15 protein-coding genes are annotated in these 18,626 nt (G+C 70.2%); 7 read left to right on the top strand and 8 right to left on the bottom strand.

The genetic code is table 11. The features are described from left to right. The first annotated feature begins 69 nt into the window (after window positions 1-69). The gene (locus tag ACIOEW_RS23525) at window positions 70-738 is read left to right on the top strand and encodes a TetR-like C-terminal domain-containing protein (protein ID WP_401965669.1); all 669 of its coding nucleotides are present in this window, start codon (window positions 70-72) and stop codon (window positions 736-738) included. A gap of 486 nt (window positions 739-1,224) precedes the next feature. On the opposite strand, the gene ACIOEW_RS23520 is transcribed toward ACIOEW_RS23525, so the two are convergent. Continuing rightward, a complete protein-coding gene (locus tag ACIOEW_RS23520) occupies window positions 1,225-1,971 on the bottom strand; it encodes an HNH endonuclease family protein (protein ID WP_401965666.1) in 747 nt (248 codons plus the stop codon). A 132-nt stretch (window positions 1,972-2,103) separates the two neighbouring features. Then, a complete protein-coding gene (locus ACIOEW_RS23515) occupies window positions 2,104-2,970 on the bottom strand; it encodes a hypothetical protein (protein WP_401965664.1) in 867 nt (288 codons plus the stop codon). A gap of 106 nt (window positions 2,971-3,076) precedes the next feature. Between ACIOEW_RS23515 and ACIOEW_RS23510 the strand changes: the two genes are divergently transcribed. The 5 genes from ACIOEW_RS23510 (at window position 3,077) to ACIOEW_RS23490 (ending at window position 8,198) form a co-directional block, all read left to right on the top strand. Further along, window positions 3,077-3,658, top strand: coding sequence for a TetR/AcrR family transcriptional regulator (locus ACIOEW_RS23510; RefSeq protein WP_401965662.1), 582 nt, complete (start codon window positions 3,077-3,079; stop codon window positions 3,656-3,658). Between the two features lie 158 nt (window positions 3,659-3,816). Next, window positions 3,817-5,118: an MFS transporter gene (locus tag ACIOEW_RS23505; protein WP_401965659.1), complete on the top strand. Its 1,302-nt coding sequence runs from the start codon at window positions 3,817-3,819 to the stop codon at window positions 5,116-5,118. A gap of 139 nt (window positions 5,119-5,257) precedes the next feature. Next, window positions 5,258-6,007 carry a maleylpyruvate isomerase family mycothiol-dependent enzyme gene (locus ACIOEW_RS23500; RefSeq protein ID WP_401965657.1) on the top strand — a complete coding sequence of 250 codons (750 nt, stop codon included), beginning with the start codon at window positions 5,258-5,260 and terminating at the stop codon, window positions 6,005-6,007. A 106-nt stretch (window positions 6,008-6,113) separates the two neighbouring features. Further along, window positions 6,114-7,550 carry an ATP-binding protein gene (locus ACIOEW_RS23495; RefSeq protein WP_401965654.1) on the top strand — a complete coding sequence of 479 codons (1,437 nt, stop codon included), beginning with the start codon at window positions 6,114-6,116 and terminating at the stop codon, window positions 7,548-7,550. A 213-nt stretch (window positions 7,551-7,763) separates the two neighbouring features. Further along, a complete protein-coding gene (locus ACIOEW_RS23490) occupies window positions 7,764-8,198 on the top strand; it encodes a GNAT family N-acetyltransferase (RefSeq protein WP_401965651.1) in 435 nt (144 codons plus the stop codon). 421 nt (window positions 8,199-8,619) lie between these two features. Here the strand turns inward: ACIOEW_RS23490 and ACIOEW_RS23485 are convergent, their stop codons facing one another. Beyond that, window positions 8,620-9,405, bottom strand: coding sequence for a GntR family transcriptional regulator (locus ACIOEW_RS23485; RefSeq protein ID WP_362542726.1), 786 nt, complete (start codon window positions 9,403-9,405; stop codon window positions 8,620-8,622). Next, window positions 9,402-9,944, bottom strand: coding sequence for a GntR family transcriptional regulator (locus ACIOEW_RS23480; protein ID WP_401965649.1), 543 nt, complete (start codon window positions 9,942-9,944; stop codon window positions 9,402-9,404). Before ACIOEW_RS23480 ends, ACIOEW_RS23485 begins: the two co-directional genes overlap by 4 nt. A gap of 158 nt (window positions 9,945-10,102) precedes the next feature. On the opposite strand from ACIOEW_RS23480, the gene ACIOEW_RS23475 reads away from it, so the two are divergent. Further along, on the top strand, window positions 10,103-10,534 hold the full coding sequence (locus tag ACIOEW_RS23475) for an ATP-binding protein (RefSeq protein ID WP_401965647.1): 432 nt from the start codon (window positions 10,103-10,105) through the stop codon (window positions 10,532-10,534). Here the strand turns inward: ACIOEW_RS23475 and mfd are convergent. The 4 genes from mfd to ACIOEW_RS23455 all read right to left on the bottom strand — a co-directional run bounded on the left by mfd (window position 10,512) and on the right by ACIOEW_RS23455 (window position 18,601). Beyond that, the gene (mfd, locus tag ACIOEW_RS23470; RefSeq protein ID WP_401965645.1) at window positions 10,512-14,042 is read right to left on the bottom strand and encodes a transcription-repair coupling factor; all 3,531 of its coding nucleotides are present in this window, start codon (window positions 14,040-14,042) and stop codon (window positions 10,512-10,514) included. The two genes, ACIOEW_RS23475 and mfd, sit on opposite strands and share 23 nt — an antisense overlap. Before the next feature lie 253 nt (window positions 14,043-14,295). Beyond that, window positions 14,296-16,875, bottom strand: a complete 2,580-nt coding sequence (locus ACIOEW_RS23465) for an ABC transporter permease (protein ID WP_401965644.1) — start codon at window positions 16,873-16,875, stop codon at window positions 14,296-14,298. Then, the gene (locus tag ACIOEW_RS23460) at window positions 16,872-17,660 is read right to left on the bottom strand and encodes an ABC transporter ATP-binding protein (protein WP_362542711.1); all 789 of its coding nucleotides are present in this window, start codon (window positions 17,658-17,660) and stop codon (window positions 16,872-16,874) included. The genes ACIOEW_RS23465 and ACIOEW_RS23460 overlap by 4 nt, the downstream gene beginning before the upstream one ends. 329 nt (window positions 17,661-17,989) lie before the next feature. Beyond that, window positions 17,990-18,601, bottom strand: coding sequence for a TetR family transcriptional regulator (locus ACIOEW_RS23455; RefSeq protein WP_362542708.1), 612 nt, complete (start codon window positions 18,599-18,601; stop codon window positions 17,990-17,992). Window positions 18,602-18,626 lie beyond the last annotated feature (25 nt).

Genomic DNA, 18,626 nt, shown 5'->3' with positions numbered 1-18,626 from the left:
TCGCCAATGGGAACCCGAGTCCCGATAAGATGGGGTGGCGTCGTGAGAAATCATCAGAAGGAGACCGCCATGCCCACACCCCCGGCCACCCCGCCCGCCGACGACCACGCGGCCCCGGCCGCTCCCCCGGCCCCTGTCGGCACCGTGCGCCCCGGCGGCCGCACCGCCCGGGTCCGTGAAGCAGTACTCAAGGCGGCCGGCGACACCCTCGCCACCGACGGCTTCGCCACCCTCGACCTCACCGAGATCGCCCGCCGCGCCGACGTCGGCAAGACCACCGTCTACCGCCGCTGGGGCACCCCCGGCGCACTGGCCGCCGACCTCCTCACCGACATGGCCGCGACCTCCCTCCCCCGCGCCGACACAGGCACCCTCGACGGCGACCTCACCGCCAACGCCCGCCTCGTCGTCAAGACCCTCACCGATCCCCGCCAGGGCCGCCTCTTCAAGGCCCTGATCGCCGCCTCCCTCTGCGACGACCAGGCAGCCGAGGCCCTCCACCACTTCTACGAGGTCCGCATCGCCGAATGGTCGGGCTGCGTCACCGACGCCGTCACCCGTGGCGAGCTCCCCGAAGGCACCGACCCCCACGCCGTCATCGGCGCCGTCTCCGCGCCCCTGTACTACGCCCTGCTCAACACGGGCCACGCACTCACCGAGGAGGACGCGGACACCGCCGCCCGGAGCGCCGCCGAAGCAGCCCGGGCCGGCGTCTGGCAGTCCCCTCGGCCGAACTGACGTGGCGGCGCACGACCAGGGCTCCACACCGGCACCGGCCGATGGCGGGATCGCGGGCCGTACCGCCGGACCACGCGCCCGCGACACCGGCACCGCGACCACGCGCGCGGCACGAGGCAGGGCTCAGGCCCGCCACGAGCACCAGGCCGTGAAGAGCGGGACACCCACCGGTGCCGCTTCGGAACGGACGCGCCCTCGCACTCACCACGCAGAGGCAGCCTCGCGATGTGCCCGCCGTCAGTTCACCGGACGCAGCCGGTCCAGCTCATCCCTGATCGTCTTGCGCAAGGGGTCATGCCGAGGAGGACAGGACATCCCGACAGGACATCCCTTCGACCCTGTGGGTGTCCGACAGCACCTCTCCGCTTCGGGCCCATCCGCCGGTCATCAACCGCGGCTTGGACGAGCCAGGGCACGTTCAGCAGCCCCTCTCCGGCCGCCCCGGACTCTCCGGCCTCCCCAGACTCCCCGGGCTCCCCGACCCCTTCAGGCTCCGCACTGCCGCAGCATCATCTGCTTGTCCGCCGCGGTCACAGGCAGCTCGTACTTGAGAGAGACCTGGGCGAACCGAAGCGAGTACGAGCAGCGGATCTGCTTGTTCGGCGGCAGCCAGGACGCCGGGCCGGAATCGCTCTTGGAGCCGTTGGTGGGTCCGTCGACCGGGATGAGGTTGAGCGGGTCATTGGCGATCTGCTGCCGCTTGGCGTCGTTCCAGCGGGCGGCGCCCATCTGCCAGTCGTACGAGAGCGGCATGACGTGGTCGATCTGGACCTTGGTGGCCTGCTGCTTGCGCCACTCGATGGTCGAGCCGGTGTACGGGTCCTTGAGCGTCAAGGCGACGACCACGCAGTCGGAACCCGAGCGGAGCGCGACGTCCTTGCCGTCGCGGGCCAGCAAATCGTTCCGCGTGTCGCAGCCGTTCCGCGAGAGCGGGATGCCGTCGACCGAGTCCTTCCAGGCGTACCCGAACTTGTCCCGCTCGTAGCCGGTCCTGGGGCCACGCCCCTTGGTCGCCACCTTCTCGATGACCTTGCGGGCCGCCGCCCGGTCCGCGTCGGAGGTGAGGGGGGCGAGACCCGGCTTCGTACCGTCGGGGTTGTCCAGCGGGCTGGCGCCGAAGCCGGTGACCGACTGGCCACCGGCGTTCGATCTGCCGGTACCCGAGGACACCTGCTCGGGGTCACAGCCGGTCAGGGCCAGTACCGCCACCACACCCAGGGCGGGCACGATCACTCGACAATCGCGGGGAGATATCACTCGAAGCCGTCCTGACGGGGAGAAAGCCGAACCAACCCGGGAATCCTACGGACGTCTTCCCCGCCAGGACGTGTTCATGACTCCTGTTCACCCCCGATGCGGCCCGAATCACACCTTGCCGATGCCCAGCGTCGTCTCCGACGGCAGCAGCCCGGAGCCGATCGCCGCTACCCACAACGGCCCCAACAGCTCCACGAGCCGCTCCCGTTCCTCGCCCCCCAGCACCCGCCACGGAGCGGCCGCCGCCTCGTCCGTACGCCGCTCGACCTCGGCACGCAGCGCCCCGCCCGCCTCCGTCGCCGTACCGTCCTCCGCCAACAGCCCTCGCTTCAGCAGTCGTTCACGGGCCTGCGACCACTCCTCGTCGCTCCATCGCCGACTCGCGAACACCTCCGGTCGCGCCGCACCGACAGCGGCGAACGACACCAGCGCCTCGACCGGGTCCAGCTCCGCGCCCGCGAGCGCCGCGAGGTGTCCGTCGCCGCGGTGTTCGCGCAGGACGGTCGCCGCATGCCAGAGCGCAAGGTGCGGTTCGTCCGGCCAGGGCAGTGCGGCGTTGGCCGCGGCGAGCGGGCGCCCCGTCGTGTCGGCGGCCTGGGCGACGCGCCGCAGGAGCGCGGCGGCCTCGGCCGTGTCCGGAGCGACGGCCGCCTCCCCCAGCAGCGTCCGGTACGTACGGTCGACGGCCCGGTGCCGGGCGGCGAGCACGGCGTCCGGCGAGGCGACGGACCAGACGGCCGGGACGTACGCGTCCACCATCCGCGCGCTGAAGCTGTAGAAGGTCTCCGTGACCCGGGCGGCCCCGGCCTCCCCGAGTGGCGCCGCCCGCCAGGCGAAGTAGCTCGGCCAGCGCTCGCCCACGGCGTATCCGAGCGCCGAGGCCTCCTCGAAGGCCTCCGGCGCGTAGTAGAGAACAGCGTGCAGGGGCTCCAACAGGTGCCACATCTGCCGTACGCGACCCAGCTCGTCGGACATGTCTCCGCCTTCCGCGACCACACTTGATCTTGCCACTGACTAGATCCTCAGGGTGCACCTCGCTCCGCGAACTTGTCAATGACTAGATTCCGCGTAATCTGCTGTCATGACCAGCACCCGCACCTACCACCACGGCGACCTGCGGCGAGCCGTTCTCGCCGCCGCCCTCGACGTCATCCGCACCGAGGGCCCCGCCGCGCTGAGTCTGCGCGACCTGGCGCGCCGGGCAGGCGTCTCCCACGCCGCCCCCGCCCACCACTTCAAGGACCGCACCGGCCTGCTCACCGCCATCGCCACCGAGGGATACGACCTCTTCGCCGCCGCCCTGGCCGACGCGCCGGATCTGCGGGAGCGGGGCGTGCGGTACGTACGGTTCGCGGCCGAACACCCGGCCCACTTCCAGGTGATGTTCCAGCCGGACCTCTACCGCGCCGACGATCCGGACCTCCTCGCGGCGAAGGAGCGGGCGTCGGAGGAACTGCGCGCGGGCGTCACCGAACTCCCCGCCTCCGGACGCGGCGACGACCCCCGCCTCGCGGGCGTGGCCGCCTGGTCCCTGGCCCACGGCTTCGCCACGCTGCTGCTGAGCGGCAATCTGGGCGGGGCGGTGGGCGACCGGGACCCGGAGGAGGTGTTCCGGGGGCTCGCGTACCTGCTGTTCGCCCCGGAGGAGCCTGCCGGCGAGTGACCGGCCGACTGGAGCGGAGAGGCAGCTTTCGGCCGTTGGAGGGCCTGGCTCCGACGGGGCTCGGAGGACCGGGTGCCTTCCTGGCACCGGCCGGCCGCATCCCCGCCCTGGCCTGATCAGAGGTACGGCGGAGCGGTGCAGTCGTAGAGTCCACCGCCATGTCCGTCGAATCGGTCCAGCCGCCGCTGTGGCGGAACCAGCAGTTCGCCCTCCTGGCCTCCGCGCGCGCCGTCTCGGTCCTGGGCAGCGGCTTCGCCCGCGTGGCGCTGGCGTTCGCCGTGCTGGCGCTGCCGGGCGCCGGTCCGGGGCGGCTGTCGCTGGTGCTGGCCTGTCAGGCAGTGCCACAGCTGGCTCTCGTCCTGCTGGGCGGCGTGATCGCGGACCGGATGTCCCGCTCCCGGCTGATGGCGATGGCCGATGTCGTCGGTGCCGTGGCGTACGGCGGGCTGGCGGTTTTGGTCCTGGCCGGCCACGCCCCGTTGCTGTTGATGTGTGTGCTGGCCGTGGCCGCGGGCACGGCGACCGCGCTGTTCGCTCCGGCGATGGACGGCATGGTCCCCCTGGTCGTACCGGCCGAGCAGCTCCAACAGGCCAATGGATCGCTGCGGGTGAGCACGAACATCTCGCTGCTGCTGGGCCTGGCCCTGTCGGGTGTCACGGTGGCCTGGCTGGGAGCCGGCTGGGCGCTGGCGCTGAATGCCCTCTCCTTCGTGATCAGTGCGGTCCTGACGTCGTTGCTGGCGATCGGTGAACGTCCACGGAAGCAGTCCTCCGGCTGGGCGGACCTCCGGGAGGGGTGGCGGGAGTTCTCCTCCCGGCAGTGGCTCTGGGCCGTGGTCTGCCAATGCACCATCGTGGTGGCCGCGTTGAACGCCAACGTCGGCGTGCTGGGCCCGCTGGCGGCCGAGCACCACCTCGGTGGCGCGCGCGCCTGGGCGGTGATCGTCGCGGCGCAGGCCCTCGGAGCAGTCGCGGGTGCGGGCCTGGCGGCCAGGGTGCGGGTGGAGCGGCCGATCCTGGTAGCGGTTCTGGCCATGCTGCCGTCGGCTGTGCCGATCGTGCTGCTGGGGCTCGGGGCGCCGGTGTGGCTGATCGCAGTGGCGATGTTCGGGTCGGGAGTGTCCTCGGATGTCTTCGGCGTGCTGTGGTCCACCACGATGCAACGGGAAGTGCCGGAGGAGGCGTTGTCGAGGGTCAGCTCGTACGACTGGTTCGGCTCGCTCGCGTTCGCCCCGCTGGGCCTGCTGCTCGCGGGACCGGCTGCCGCCGCATGGGGAACGGACCGGATGCTGTTCGTCTGCGCCGCTCTGATCGTCGCGGCGACCTTGGGGGCCCTGCTGGTTCCCCAGGTGCGCACTCTTCGCTCCCCGGCACAGGCCGAGCGGCCCACGGCGGCGGATCAGCCGGAGATCCGGAAGACCGCGGGCACGGAAGCCATGGGCGAGGAAGCGACGAGTTAGAGCCTCCGACGAGGACGGGCAGCCGTCCCGCCTCACGCGCCCCCGGTGACCCCGGAGTAGTTCAACAGCGTTCTGTGATCGCGTTGTTGGAGTCGGATGGCGGAGCACCGCTGTCAGTGGCGGGTGATAGGAAGCCCGAATGACCCAGACCCCTTCCTTCGAAGAACTGCTGTCCCTGGTCCAGGACCGCTCCGACGCCCTGCGCAGCAGCATCGCGGGTATACCCGATCAGGCTGTCCGCGTCCCCAGCTGCCCCGACTGGTCGCTCCGCGACCTCGTCGAGCACGTTACCGAGGTGCAGCGGTTCTGGGCAGCGGCGGTCGCGGCCGGGCCCAGCGAGAAGCCCCCGACCGTGGCACCGGCCGATGACGCTCCGCCCGCCGGCCTGCTGGCCCGTTCGGCCGCAGCCACTGAGGAGCTGCTCACCGCCCTGCGAACCGCAGGTCCCGCGGCAGGCTGCTGGGCCTGGTGGGGTGACTCCGGCGTACCCATGACGAGCGGTGCCGTGGCGCGACACCAGGTTCAGGAGGCCGCTGTCCACGCCTTCGACGCCCAGCTGGCCACCGGAGCGCCACAGCCCGTCCCCGCGGTTGTCGCACTCGACGGCATCGCCGAGTTCATCGGCGTCAGCCATGGGACCGCCCGCCCCTGGCCGCACGGGCCGGTCCGGATCGGCCTGCATTCCGCCGAGGGCCCGTCGTGGCTGATCGACCTGCCGCATCCGGACTCGCACCACGTCGGGGACCACCACCGGGCGGACGCCGGACTCCACGGATCGGCAAGCAGCCTGTTGCTCACCCTGCACGGCCGTCTCCCCCTGGACAACCTGCGGAGCGAGGGCGACCGCACCACCCTGGAGAACCTCCTGGCCTGGCCGGACCTGGGCTGACCTCCCGGTCCGATGCTGATGCCGCGCCCAGAACTAAACATACATACACGCATGTTTCATCGGTGTATGATTCATCCGTGTATGTTTAGCCGGGGAGAAGGCACCCATGGGTTTCTATGGCCGTCAACGTACGCTCGCCGATCTGGAACGCCGCATGCTGCGCATCCGCAAGGCCGGAGCCGGGCAGCTGCTTGCCGTGCGCGGGCGTCGGCAAGTGGGGAAATCCCGGCTCTTCACGCGCTTCGCCGAGCAGTCGGGGCTGCCCTACCTCTACTTCTCCGCCATGAAGAACGCGTCGCCTGCCGTCCAGCTCCAGACCCTCACCGCCGAGCTGCACACCTCGACCACCCCGCTCGCCGATGCCGATTCGCTCTTCGCCGCTCCCCCCACCGACTGGCGGGACGCACTGGGCAGGATCGCCGTCGCATGCCGCGACACCCCCTCCATCGTCGTCATCGACGAGTTCCCGTGGGCCGCCGCGACGGATCCGGCCCTGGAGGGGCAGCTTCAGAACGCCTGGGACCGCCAACTCGAGAACACTCCCGTCCTCTTTGTGCTGATCGGCTCCGATGTCGCGATGATGGAGCGGCTGACCGAACACGACAGGCCGCTCTACGGTCGGGCCAAAAGCACCACCGTGGCCCCCTTCGACCCCGCGGAGTGCGCCGAGGCCCTGGGCGGCGGGCACCCGATGGCCGCTTTCGATACAGCGCTCATCACCGGGGGCTACCCACGCCTCGTACTGGACCGCGCACGCGCGCGCAGCACCCGGGCGTTCGTGCACGAACAGCTCGGCGACGAGAACAGCGATCTGGCGGTGATGGGCCAGCGGTCACTCGACGCGGAATTCCCCGACGCGCAGCAGGCGCGGCGCATCCTGTCCGCGATCGGAAGCAGCGAGGTCGGGGTCAGTACCTTCAGCCAGGTCGCCGGAAGGATTCCCGAAGAGGGAGTGACCGCGCACACGGCGGTCACCAGGGCCATAAAGGTGCTCGTCGACAAGAGAGTGGTCAGCGTGGCCGTTCCGGTGGGGGCCCCCGCGAACAGCAAGCTGCGGCGCTACCGCATCGACGACCCGTATCTGCGCTTCTGGTTCCGCTTCGTCGAGGAACAGCAGGCCCACATCGCCCGTGGCCGGTCGGACATCGCCCGCGCCACCTTCGACCGGGGCTGGCCGAGCTGGCGGGGCCGCGCCGTCGAACCACTCGTCCAGGAGGCGGTTTACCGGCTCAGCCCCGAGCTGCCGGGGCTGGAGGACGGCGGGCCAGTGGGAAGTTGGTGGAACCGCGACAACAGCCAGGAGTACGACATCGTCGTCCCCGCCGCCTCGGGGAAGCGCACGCTGCTCCTCGGCTCGGTCAAGTGGCGCGAGACCAAACGCTTCAGCGACCGCGAGCTCGCCCACCTTGCCGAGGCCCGGTCCACCGTCCCGGGCGCGTCGGCAGCCCCTCTACTAGCGGTGTGCCCGGCGGGCGTCGAGGACGGCGTACGCCCGGACCTGACACTCACCCCTGCGGATCTGCTGGCCGCCTGGCGCGCATGAGGAGCTCGCTTCCGAGAGGTTGCTCCAGTGCGCACACCGAGCGGCCAGAGGCGGCGGCCGGAAGGCCGTGGGCACGGAATCCATGGACGGAAAGCGGCAGGTTGAGGCGCGGCTCTGCCGGTCGGAGGTGTCTGCCCGGAGCCACCAACACGCCGGTGCACCCTGCCCGGCCGGCATGTCCAGGTGGCCCTGGTCGATGGATAGGCTCCTGACATGGACGTCCGTGTAGAGATCATCCGGGAAGCCAGTCAGGAACTCGTCGAGGCCTTCGGCCGGCTGCTGCCGCAGCTGTCCGCGACGGCCAAGCCCTTGGACTACGAAGCCATCGACCGCATGGTGACGTGGGACGCCAACACGGTACTTGTCGCCCGGACGTCCGAGGCGATCGTCGGCACCCTGACTCTGGCGCTGTTGCCCTTGCCGTCCGGATCGCGGGCCCGCATCGAAGACGTGGTTGTCGACAGTGCTGCGCGGGGTCAGGGCGTCGCCGCACTCCTCACCCAGGAGGCCTTGCGAATCGCTCGGGAGGCGGGAGCCCGGACGGTGGATCTCACTTCCCGGCCGGATCGTGCTGCAGCGAACCGGCTGTACGAGCGCCTCGGTTTCCACGCTCGGGAGTCGACGGTCTTCCGCTTCCCGATCGACTAGAACGTCTCTGGATGGCGGTCTGGCATCGGCGAAAGATGATGGCTATGTCGGACCCGGGTCGCCGCTTCAGTTCCATCGGGGTCTCGCTCTCGCTCAAGCCATCGCCCTTTACTGCGTGCCCAGAGACGGATGCACCGGCTTCGGAGCATCGCCCCGGGTAAGGGGCCCACACTCTGCGGCATCCACACGAACCGTGTGACGGTGTATCGGCACCTATGCGTTGCACGGGGCGCCGGTAGACACTCAAAGCGCAGAACGAGGGCTGCTGCCGCAAGGTGAGTCAGAGGCCGACGGGATCGGCGGGCCCTCGTCACGCATTACCGGTACGCACGCGGCCCCCTCCAGATCAGCATGGCCACGAGATGGAGTGCGGCCCGGCAGGCGATGGCGCGGTTGTCGGTTCGGAGGGCCGCGCCGACTGTCACTCGGGCTCCGCCGTGAACTCGTACTGCAACTCGTACAGGTGGCCCGCCTTGACCATGACGGTCGCTTCGATGGGCCGCTCATCGTCGCTGTAGACGACACGAAGCGTCCGCAGAACCGGAAGTCCACCGGGCAGCCGCAGCGCCTGGTACTGATCCTGCGTGGGCACCCGCGCGGACACCCGGTCCACGCTGAGCCGGGGTGGGTAGCCCAGTTCCGCCAGCAGGGTCGGCGTGCCGCCGGGGATCTTTCGACGCTCTGACATCCCGGTGTCCCGGACAATCTCCAGCGGGTAGTACGAGGCTACGAGCTCGACCGGTTCATCATCGACCATGAGGAGTTGGCGCCGCAGGAGCGCGACGCCGGGCTTCGGCAGGCCCAGCGCCTCGGCGACATCGGCAGGCGGCTCGCACTCGACGACGTCAAGGAGCTCACTGTGCGCACGGGAGCCGTCCTTCGCGGCCTCGGTCAGCCAGCGGTACGGCTCCCCCAAGCCCGCCGGCGCCATGTACGAGGCCGGGCGGACGGTTCGTTGGCGATGCTCGCGAACCGTCACCGCGGCCCCCGCCCTGCCGACAACCAACTGTTCCTCCTTGAGCAGCTGCAGCGCCTTCTGCACGGTCGCATTCGAGGCGTTGAACCGTTCCTTGAGGCGGATGGTGGAGGGCAGACTGGCACCGGGAGCGAGGTCCCCGCCCATGATCTGGTCCCTGAGGTCGGCCGCGATCCGTTCGTGCAGTGAACGGCGGTCGACGGCATCCGCTTCGGGTCTGGGCACAGTCATCCGATCCTGATCTCGTACCGCAGCTTCTGGCGCCGTGGAGGCATGGCCATGACGTCGACCTGAATGGGCCGGTCCGCATCGTCCAGCGTGAGCCGCGTCAGTTGCAGTACGGGCTCCCCCGCCTCCAGTAGCAGTTGCTCCCGCTCACGCTCGGTCGGAGGCCGCGCCGTCACGTCCTCGCGCACACGGACGCCCACATGACCCAGGTCCGCCAGAAGCCTGATCGCTCCGCCCTGGATCTTGGCAGTACCGGCCAGACCGGTGCCGCCCGCGATACCCACGGGGTAGTAGGTGTCCGTCAACTCGCACGGCTCACCGTCGAGATACATGATCCTGCGACGCGTGACCACCTGCTGCCCGGCGGGCGTCCCCAGCAACGCCGCCACCGCTTCCGGAGCCTCCACCTCACCGGCTTGGACAATGCGCTGACTGCCCCGGCGCCCCTCTGCGGCCGCCTCCGCCGCCCACGCGTCACCTTGGGCCGCGGAAGGCGCGGCGAGATAGGGCACCGAGGTGCTGATCCATTCACTGCCGTCCATGCCCATGCCCGTCTCCTCCGCTGCCGATGCCCTCACCAGCCTGCCGCATCACACGGTAGGGGACTCGGGCGCAGTCACCACAGTAGACCTTGCCGCTTTTCGCGAATAGCAGTACGGTCATGCACGTTACGACCCCGCGAGCAAGGCGGTGAACCACCGTGTCCCTGTCTCAGCAGCGACGCTTCCCCCGCAGGCGCACCTCTGTTGGTGCGTCACGTGACTTCGTCACCGGCGTCCTCATCGAGTGGCAGCTCCACTCCCTGATCGAAGACATAGAGCTATGTGTGTCAGAACTCGCCACCAATGCGTTGCTGCACGGCGCGCCGCCCGGCCGCGAGTTCAGCGTCGGCCTCCACCGGGTCGAGGAACTGGTCCGACTGGAGGTCCGCGACAGCGGGCCCGGTCAGCCGGTGGTCCAGTGCCCCGACGACGACGCCTGTTCTGGGCGCGGGTTACGCCTCGTGCGCGCACTCGCCGACGACTTCGGCATCAATGACCACATCGTCGGCAAGACCGTGTGGCTGGTCTTCAAGGCCCCGGCCGCACCCGCGCCCGCACCCGCACCCCTCACGACCCCAGGATCGTCGTGAGGAACTCCCCCGTCCACGCCAGGAGTTCGCGTCCCACGACCGGCTTGCCCCCGATCCTTCCGGCGGTGGGGCGCGGGACCAGGATCTGATGGAGGGCCGGCTTGATGATCGTCTTCGGGTAGAGGCGCTTCAGGCGGAGTTCCTGCGACTCGCGCAGCTCCACCGGGGCGAAGCGGATGTTCGACCCCTGGAGCACGATGTCGCCGACCCCGCAGGCGCGGGCCAGCATGCGCAGGCCGGCCACCAGGAGGAGGTTCTCGACCGGCTCCGGGAGCTTGCCGTAGCGGTCGGTGAGCTCTTCGCGTACCGCCCTGATGTCCTCCTCCGAGGAGGCCGAGGCGATCGAGCGGTAGGCCTGGAGGCGCAGCCGCTCGCCGGGGGCGTAGTCGTGCGGGACGTGCGCGTCGACCGGGAGCTCGATCTTGACCTCCAGGGGCGGCTCCTCCTCCACTCCGCCTTCGAGGGAGGCCCGGTAGCCGGCGACCGCCTCGCCGACCATGCGGATGTACAGGTCGAAGCCGACGCCCGCGATGTGGCCGGACTGTTCGCCGCCCAGGAGGTTTCCGGCGCCGCGGATCTCGAGGTCCTTCATCGCCACGTACATGCCCGCGCCCATCTCGGTGTGCTGGGCGATCGTGGCGAGGCGCTCGTGGGCCGTCTCGGTGAGCGGCTTCTCCGGCGGGTAGAGGAAGTAGGCGTAGCCGCGGTCGCGGCCACGGCCGACGCGGCCACGCAGCTGGTGGAGCTGGGAGAGGCCGAAGTTGTCGCCGCGCTCCACGATCAGGGTGTTGGCGTTGGAGATGTCGATGCCGGACTCGACGATCGTCGTGGAGACCAGGACGTCGAACTTCTTCTCCCAGAAGTCCACCACCACCTGCTCCAGGGCCTGTTCGGACATCTGGCCGTGGGCGGTGGCGATCCTCGCCTCGGGGACGATCTCGCGCAGCCGGGCGGCGGCGCGGTCGATGGACTCGACGCGGTTGTGGATGTAGAACGCCTGGCCCTCGCGGAGCAGTTCGCGGCGGATGGCCGCGCCGATCTGCTTCTCCTCGTACGGGCCGACGAAGGTCAGGACCGGGTGGCGCTCCTCGGGCGGGGTGGTGATCGTCGACATCTCGCGGATGCCGGTCACCGCCATTTCGAGCGTACGGGGAATGGGCGTCGCGGACATGGTGAGGACGTCCACGTTGGCACGGAGCTTCTTCAGCTGCTCCTTGTGCTCGACGCCGAAGCGCTGCTCCTCGTCGACGATGACCAGGCCCAGGTCCTTGAACTTCGTCTCGGAGGAGAACAGACGGTGGGTGCCGATGACCAGGTCGACGGAGCCTTCGCGGAGCCCTTCGAGCGTCGACTTGGACTGGGACTCGGACTGGAAGCGGCTCAGCGCCCGTACGTTGACGGGGAACTGGGCGTACCGCTCGGTGAAGGTGCCGAAGTGCTGCTGGACCAGGAGGGTCGTGGGGACGAGGACGGCGACCTGCTTGCCGTCCTGGACCGCCTTGAAGGCAGCCCGCACGGCGATCTCCGTCTTGCCGTAGCCGACATCGCCGCAGATCAGCCGGTCCATGGGGACGGACTTCTCCATGTCCTCCTTGACCTCGGCGATGGTGGTGAGCTGGTCGGGCGTCTCCGCGTGCGGGAAGGCGTCCTCCAGCTCGCGCTGCCAGGGGGTGTCCGGGCCGAAGACGTGGCCGGGGGCCGCCAACCGCGCCGCGTAGAGCTTGATCAGGTCGCCGGCGATCTCCTTGACGGCCTTCTTGGCGCGCGCCTTCGTCTTGGTCCAGTCGGCGCCGCCGAGCCGGTGCAGGGTGGGCGCCTCGCCGCCGACGTACTTGGTGACCTGCTCCAGCTGGTCGGTCGGGATGTAGAGCCGGTCGCCGGGCTGGCCGCGCTTGGCGGGGGCGTACTCGACGAGGAGGTACTCGCGGGTGGCGCCCTGCACCGTGCGCTGCACCATCTCGATGTAGCGGCCCACGCCGTGCTGTTCGTGGACGATGTAGTCGCCCGTCTCCAGCGTCAGCGGGTCGATGCTCTTGCGGCGGCGGACCGGCATCCGGCCCAGGTCCTTGATGGCGGTGCGCTGGCCGGTCAGGTCCGTCTCGGTGAGGACGGCGATCCGGAGCTCACGGTCGACGAAGCCGTGGTCGATGGCGCCGCAGGAGACATGGACGAGGGACGGGGAGATCTCGCCGAGGTCCGCGTCGAGGCGGGCCGGGATGCCTTCGCCGCTCAGCACCTCGACGGTACGGGAGGCGAGCCCCGGGCCCTCGGTGACGTACACCGTGCGCCAGCCGTCGGCCAGCCAGCCCTTGGTGTCGGCGAGCGCGCGGGCGGTGTCGCCGCGGTACGCCTCCGGGGCGTGCATCCGGAGCTTGAGGGTGTCGTCGTCCAGTTCCTCGTCCGCGGCGAACGGGGAGAGGGACCACCACATCATGTTCAGCTCGCGGGCCCGGTCGCGGACGTCCGCGATGCCGCGCAGCGAGGCCGCGCCGACGTCGATCGGGGCCTCGCCGCCGCCCGCGGTGGCCGCCCAGGACGCCTCCAGGAACTCCTGGCTGGTGGCGACCAGGTCGGCGCCCCGGGTACGGACCCGCTCGGGGTCGCAGACCACGGCCATGGAGCCCTTGGGCAGGACGTCGATCAGCAGTTCCATGTCGTCGACGAGGACCGGGGCGAGGGACTCCATGCCCTCGACCGCGATGCCCTCGGCGATCTTGTTGAGGAGCTCCCCCAGCTCGGGGTGTGCCTCGGCGAGTGCGGCGGCCCGCTCGCGGACCTCTTCGGTCAGCAGCAGCTCGCGACAGGGCGGGGCCCACAGCCCGTGCTCGGCGATCTCGAGCGACCTCTGGTCGGCGATCTTGAAGTAGCGGATCTCCTCGACGTCGTCGCCCCAGAACTCCACCCGCAGCGGGTGCTCCTCGGTCGGCGGGAAGACATCCAGGATGCCGCCGCGCACCGCGAACTCGCCGCGCTTCTCCACCAGTTCGACCCGGGAGTACGCGGCTGCCGCCAGCGCCTCCACGGTCTTGCCGAGATCCGCGCTCTGCCCGATCCGCAGCGCCACGGGCTCCAGGTCGCCGAGCCCCTTGACCTGCGGCTGGAGCACGGACCGGATCGGCGCGACGACGACGGAGACCGGACCGGTCTCCGGGTCGTCCTCCCTCGGGTGCGCCAGGCGCCGCAGTACGGCCAGCCGGCGGCCCACGGTGTCGGAGCGGGGCGACAGGCGCTCGTGCGGCAGGGTCTCCCACGACGGGTACTCCGCGATCGTGTCCGGAGGCAGCAGCGTGCGCAGCGCGGCCGCCAGGTCCTCGGCCTCGCGCCCGGTCGCGGTGACGGCGAGCACGGTGCGCCCGGAGTCCCTTGCCAGCGCCGCCACGGCGAAGGGCCGGGCGGCGGGCGGGCCGACCAGGTCGATGTGCATCCGGTGGCCGTCTCCGGCGGCCTTCACCGCTTCGGACAGCGCCGGGTCATGTACGACGACATCCAGCAGACCGTGCAGGCTCATGAAGGGCTTCCGTCCGGGTAACGAGGGCGAGGTCTGACAGCCGGCTGCTGCCAGGGGCGACGCTGCCGCCAGGGGCAACGCGAAGGGCCCGACACGTCAGACGGGCCGGGGGCGTCTCCAGCGTACGACTCCGGGGTGACAGCCGCTCCCGCAACGGGGCTGCGCACCGGGCCCTCCATACGGGAATCCCGCCCTGGGGCGTTTGGAGGAACGCCCCAGGGCGGGAACCGTCAGTCTATGCGGACCGTCCGCCTCACCCGTCCGTGGCGATGGCGTTCAGGACGTTCATCCGGCCTGCCCGGAAGGCCGGGACCAGCGCCGCGAACAGACCGACGAAGGCCGAGGCGACGAACACCGTGATGATGGTCGGCCACGGGATCTCCAGGACGCCGAGGCCCTCCAGGGCCAGCAGCTTCTGGGCCGAGGTGCCCCAGCCCATGCCCAGGCCGAGGCCGAGCAGGGCGCCGAACAGGGCGATGACCACGGACTCCAGCCGGATCATCCGGCGCAGCTGGCGGCGGGAGAGGCCGATGGCGCGCATCAGGCCGATCTCGCGGGTCCGCTCGACGACGGACAGGGCCAGGGTGTTCACGACCCCGAGCACCGCGACGATGATCGCCAGGGCGAGCAGACCGTAGACGATGTTCAGCAGCTGGCCGATCTGGTCCTTCAGGTCCTGCTTGAAGTCGGCCTGATTCTGCACCTTGTACGTCGGGTACGCGTGGAGCGAGTCCTTCAGGGCGGCGTAGGCCTCCGTCTCCTTGCCCTCCTGCGCCTTGGCGAACATGATCATGTTCTGGGGCATCTTGTCGGCGGAGACGTACTGCTCGGCGGTCGTGATGTTGAGGTACATCGCGCCCTGGTCCACGGTCGTGTCGTCCGAGGTGATCGCGGCGACCTTCAGCTTCGCCGTGTCGCCCGCCTTGAACGCGACGGTGACCGTGTCACCGACCTTGATGCCGTGCTTGGTGGCGTAGTCGTCCCCGACCGACATGGCGTTCCTGCCGTACGCCGCGGACAGCTCACCGGCGACGGTCTCGCGCCGCAGGTCGCTCGGGTACGTCGGGTCGGCGGCGGTGACGTCCTCGTCCGTCGTCGAACCGTCGGGGTTGGTGAGCTTCGCGCCGAGAACCTTGTAGTTCGTGATGTGCTCGATGCCGGGAGCGGTCTTCAGCGCCTTCGCCGCCTGGGGCACGATCAGCTGACCGGGGCCGCCCTGCACGATGAAGTCCGCGCCCACCGACTTGTCCAGCTCGTCCGTGGCCGAGGCGACCATGGAGGAGCCCACCACCGACAGGCAGGCCACCAGGGCCAGGCCGATCATCAGGGCCGCACCGGTCGCACCGGTCCGGCGCGGGTTGCGCAGCGCGTTGCGCTCGGCCAGCCGGCCGACCGGGCCGAACAGCCGCAGGACGACGACACTGAGCGCCCGTACGACGACCCCGGCGAGCAGCGGGCCGATGACGATGAAGCCGATGAGGGTGAGGACCACGCCCAGGCCGAGGAAGAGGGAGCCGTCGCTCGCCTTGTCCGCCTGCGTCGTCGCCCACAGGGCCGCGCCGCCGGCGGCGGTGAGGACCAGGCCGATGCCGGCCCGGATCCAGCCCGACTTGGCGTCCGCCGGCGTTCCGGCGTCGCGCAGGGCGGCCATCGGGGAGACCTTGCCGGCCCGGCGGGCCGGGATGTACGCGGCGAGGACGGTCACGATGATGCCGAGCGCGAGACCGATCGCGGGGGTCGTCCAGGCGATGGTGAGGTCCTCGGTGGACAGCTCCATGCCCATGGCGCCCATGAGCTTCATCAGCCCGACGGCCAGACCGACACCGGCGCCGACGCCGAGGATCGATCCGACGATGCCGAGGAGCACCGCTTCGAGGAGCACGGACCGGTTGACCTGCTTGCGGCTGGAGCCGATGGCCCGCATCAGGCCGATCTCGCGGGTCCGCTGGGCGACCAGCATCGAGAAGGTGTTGACGATGAGGAAGATGCCGACGAGGAAGGCGATCCCGGCGAAGCCGAGCATCGCGTACTTCATCACGTCGAGGAAGGAGCCCATGGAGTCCTTGTTGGCCTCCGCGGCTTCCTTCTGGGTCTGCACCTTGTACGCGGTCGAACCGTCCAGCGCCGTGGCGACGTTCTGCTTCAACTGCGTGTCGCTGACGCCGGGTTCGGCGGTGATGGAGACATGGGTGAAGACGCCGGGGCTGCCGAGCAGCTTCTGCTGGGCGGTGGCCGTGTCGAGATAGACGATCGCCGCGCCCGGGTTGGTGACCTTGAAGGCGGCGATTCCGCTGATGTGCGCCCTGATGTCGCCGGTGACCGCGATGGTGCGCAGCTCGTCACCGATCTTCAGGTCGTGCTTGTCCGCGGTGTCGGCGTCGACCATGACCTCGGTCGGGCCGCGCGGTGCGTGGCCGGAGGTGATCTCCATGGAACGCAGCTCGTTCTGCGTCCAGTTGCCCGCCATCGTGGGGGCGCCGCTCTCGGAGCCCATGTTCTTGTTGTGGCTGTCGACGACCGTGACCGCCATGCTGACGACGGCACCCTCGGCCTTCTTCACCCCGTCGGCCTTCTCGACCTGGGCGACGACGGAGGCGGGCAGCGAATCGGGCTTGCCGTTCTCGGGGGTTTCGGCGACCTTCGCGCTCTTCGGGCTGACGGTGACATCGGCCGACGTCGCGGCGAAGAGCTTGTCGAAGGTGGTGTTCATCGTGTCGGTGAAGACGAGCGTCCCGCACACGAACGCCACCGACAGCAGGACGGCGACGGCGGAGAGCGCCATGCGTCCCTTGTGCGCGAAGAAGTTGCGCATCGAGGTCTTCCAGACGGTCATGACGTCCGCCCGCGCGCGTCGAAGTCCTTCATGCGGTCCAGCACCTGGTCGGCGGTGGGGTTGAGCATCTCGTCGACGATGCGTCCGTCCGCGAGGTACAGCACACGGTCGGCGTAGGAGGCGGCGACCGGGTCGTGGGTGACCATGACGATGGTCTGGCCCAGCTCGTCGACGGACTTGCGCAGGAAGTTCAGCACCTCGGCGCCGGCCCGGGAGTCCAGGTTCCCGGTCGGCTCGTCACCGAAGATGATCTCCGGCTGGGCGGCGAGTGCCCGTGCCACCGCGACGCGCTGCTGCTGACCGCCGGAGAGCTCGGTCGGACGGTGCTTGAGCCGCTCGGCGAGGCCGACGGTCTCGACGACCTGCCGCAGCCAGACGGCGTCCGGCTTGCGGCCCGCGATGTCCATCGGAAGCGTGATGTTCTCCAGCGCGTTGAGCGTCGGCAGAAGGTTGAACGCCTGGAAGATGAAGCCGATGCGGTCGCGGCGCAGCTGGGTGAGCTTCTTGTCCTTGAGCCCGGTGATCTCGGTCTCCGCGAGGTGGATCTGCCCCGAGGTCACGGTGTCCAGACCGGCGAGGCAGTGCATCAGCGTCGATTTGCCGGAGCCCGACGGGCCCATGATGGCCGTGAACTGGCCGCGGGCGATGTCGACGTCGACGTGGTCGAGTGCGACGACCCGGGTCTCACCGACCCCGTACGCCTTGACGACCTGCCGCGCTCGCGCAGCCACGGCCGTACGCCCTCCAGTGCCCCCGTGCCTGGGAATGGTTACAGCCGTTGTCACGGTTTTTCTCCTATGTCGGTCGGCGACGGACTGTCGCCGTCTGCTGTGAAGTCTGGTCGTTGGAGGGGGTCCGGCGCGCTGGTGCCCAGCGCAGTCTTCGGGTGGGGTTTTCCCCACCCCGCCCCCTGTGGTCTGCCTCAACCGCGGTGCATGACCACGCTACGGAGCGGGCAGGGCCCGGCACGTCCTCCGCCGGGAGGAACGGCCCCTCGGTAGAAGTAAGGAGCTACCCCTAGGGGACTGAGCCCCTGGGTGGAGAGGTGTCTCAGGGCTGCACCCGTGGGTCCGGACCGCCGGGTGGACCGGCAGGGCCCTGGCGGTGCGGTGCCTCAGGGCCTGCGGCCTGCTCCGGCGTGCCGTCCCGGGGCCAGCGCCGCACGCAGGGCCGGGGTGAGGACGGTGCGTGCCTCGGCCGGGGTGAGGGCGGCGGGGGTGGCGAGCGGGTTGAGGTAGCGGGTGTAGATCAGTCCGCCGAGGATCGTCACGACGGCGGTGGCACGGGCGGTCGCGTCCCGGCCGCCGAGAAATTCAACAAGGCGGGCCAGCAGTTCGCGTTCCAGGTACTCGCGGATCACGTCGGCGGCCTCGTCGCCCTGCGCGGTCAGCCGGCGGAAGTCGGCGTCCTCCCACAGGTCCGTCACCGCGTCGATCAGCCGGCCGGGAAGCGTAGCCGGGTCACCGCCGAGGACCTCCTCCACCGCCAGCGCGTTGGCGCACTGGAACTGCATCACGTCGGCGAACAGGCCCTTCTTCGAACCGAAGTGATACGCGATCAGCGCCGGGTCGACCCCGGCCTCCCCGGCCACCGCGCGCAGGGTGGTGGCCCGGTAGCCGCGCTCCAGGAACAGCGCACGGGCCACCGGGACGATCGACTCGCGGGTCGGCGGATTGCCGCGGGGGCGGCCCCGGGTGCGGGCTGAGGCGGGGGCGGCGTTATTCATCAGCGTTGAGCCTGCGTTTCGTGAT

The organism is Streptomyces sp. NPDC087901 (assembly GCF_044742205.1).
Classification (GTDB): Bacteria; Actinomycetota; Actinomycetes; order Streptomycetales; family Streptomycetaceae; genus Streptomyces.
This window is presented reverse-complemented; position numbering and strand designations above follow the sequence as displayed.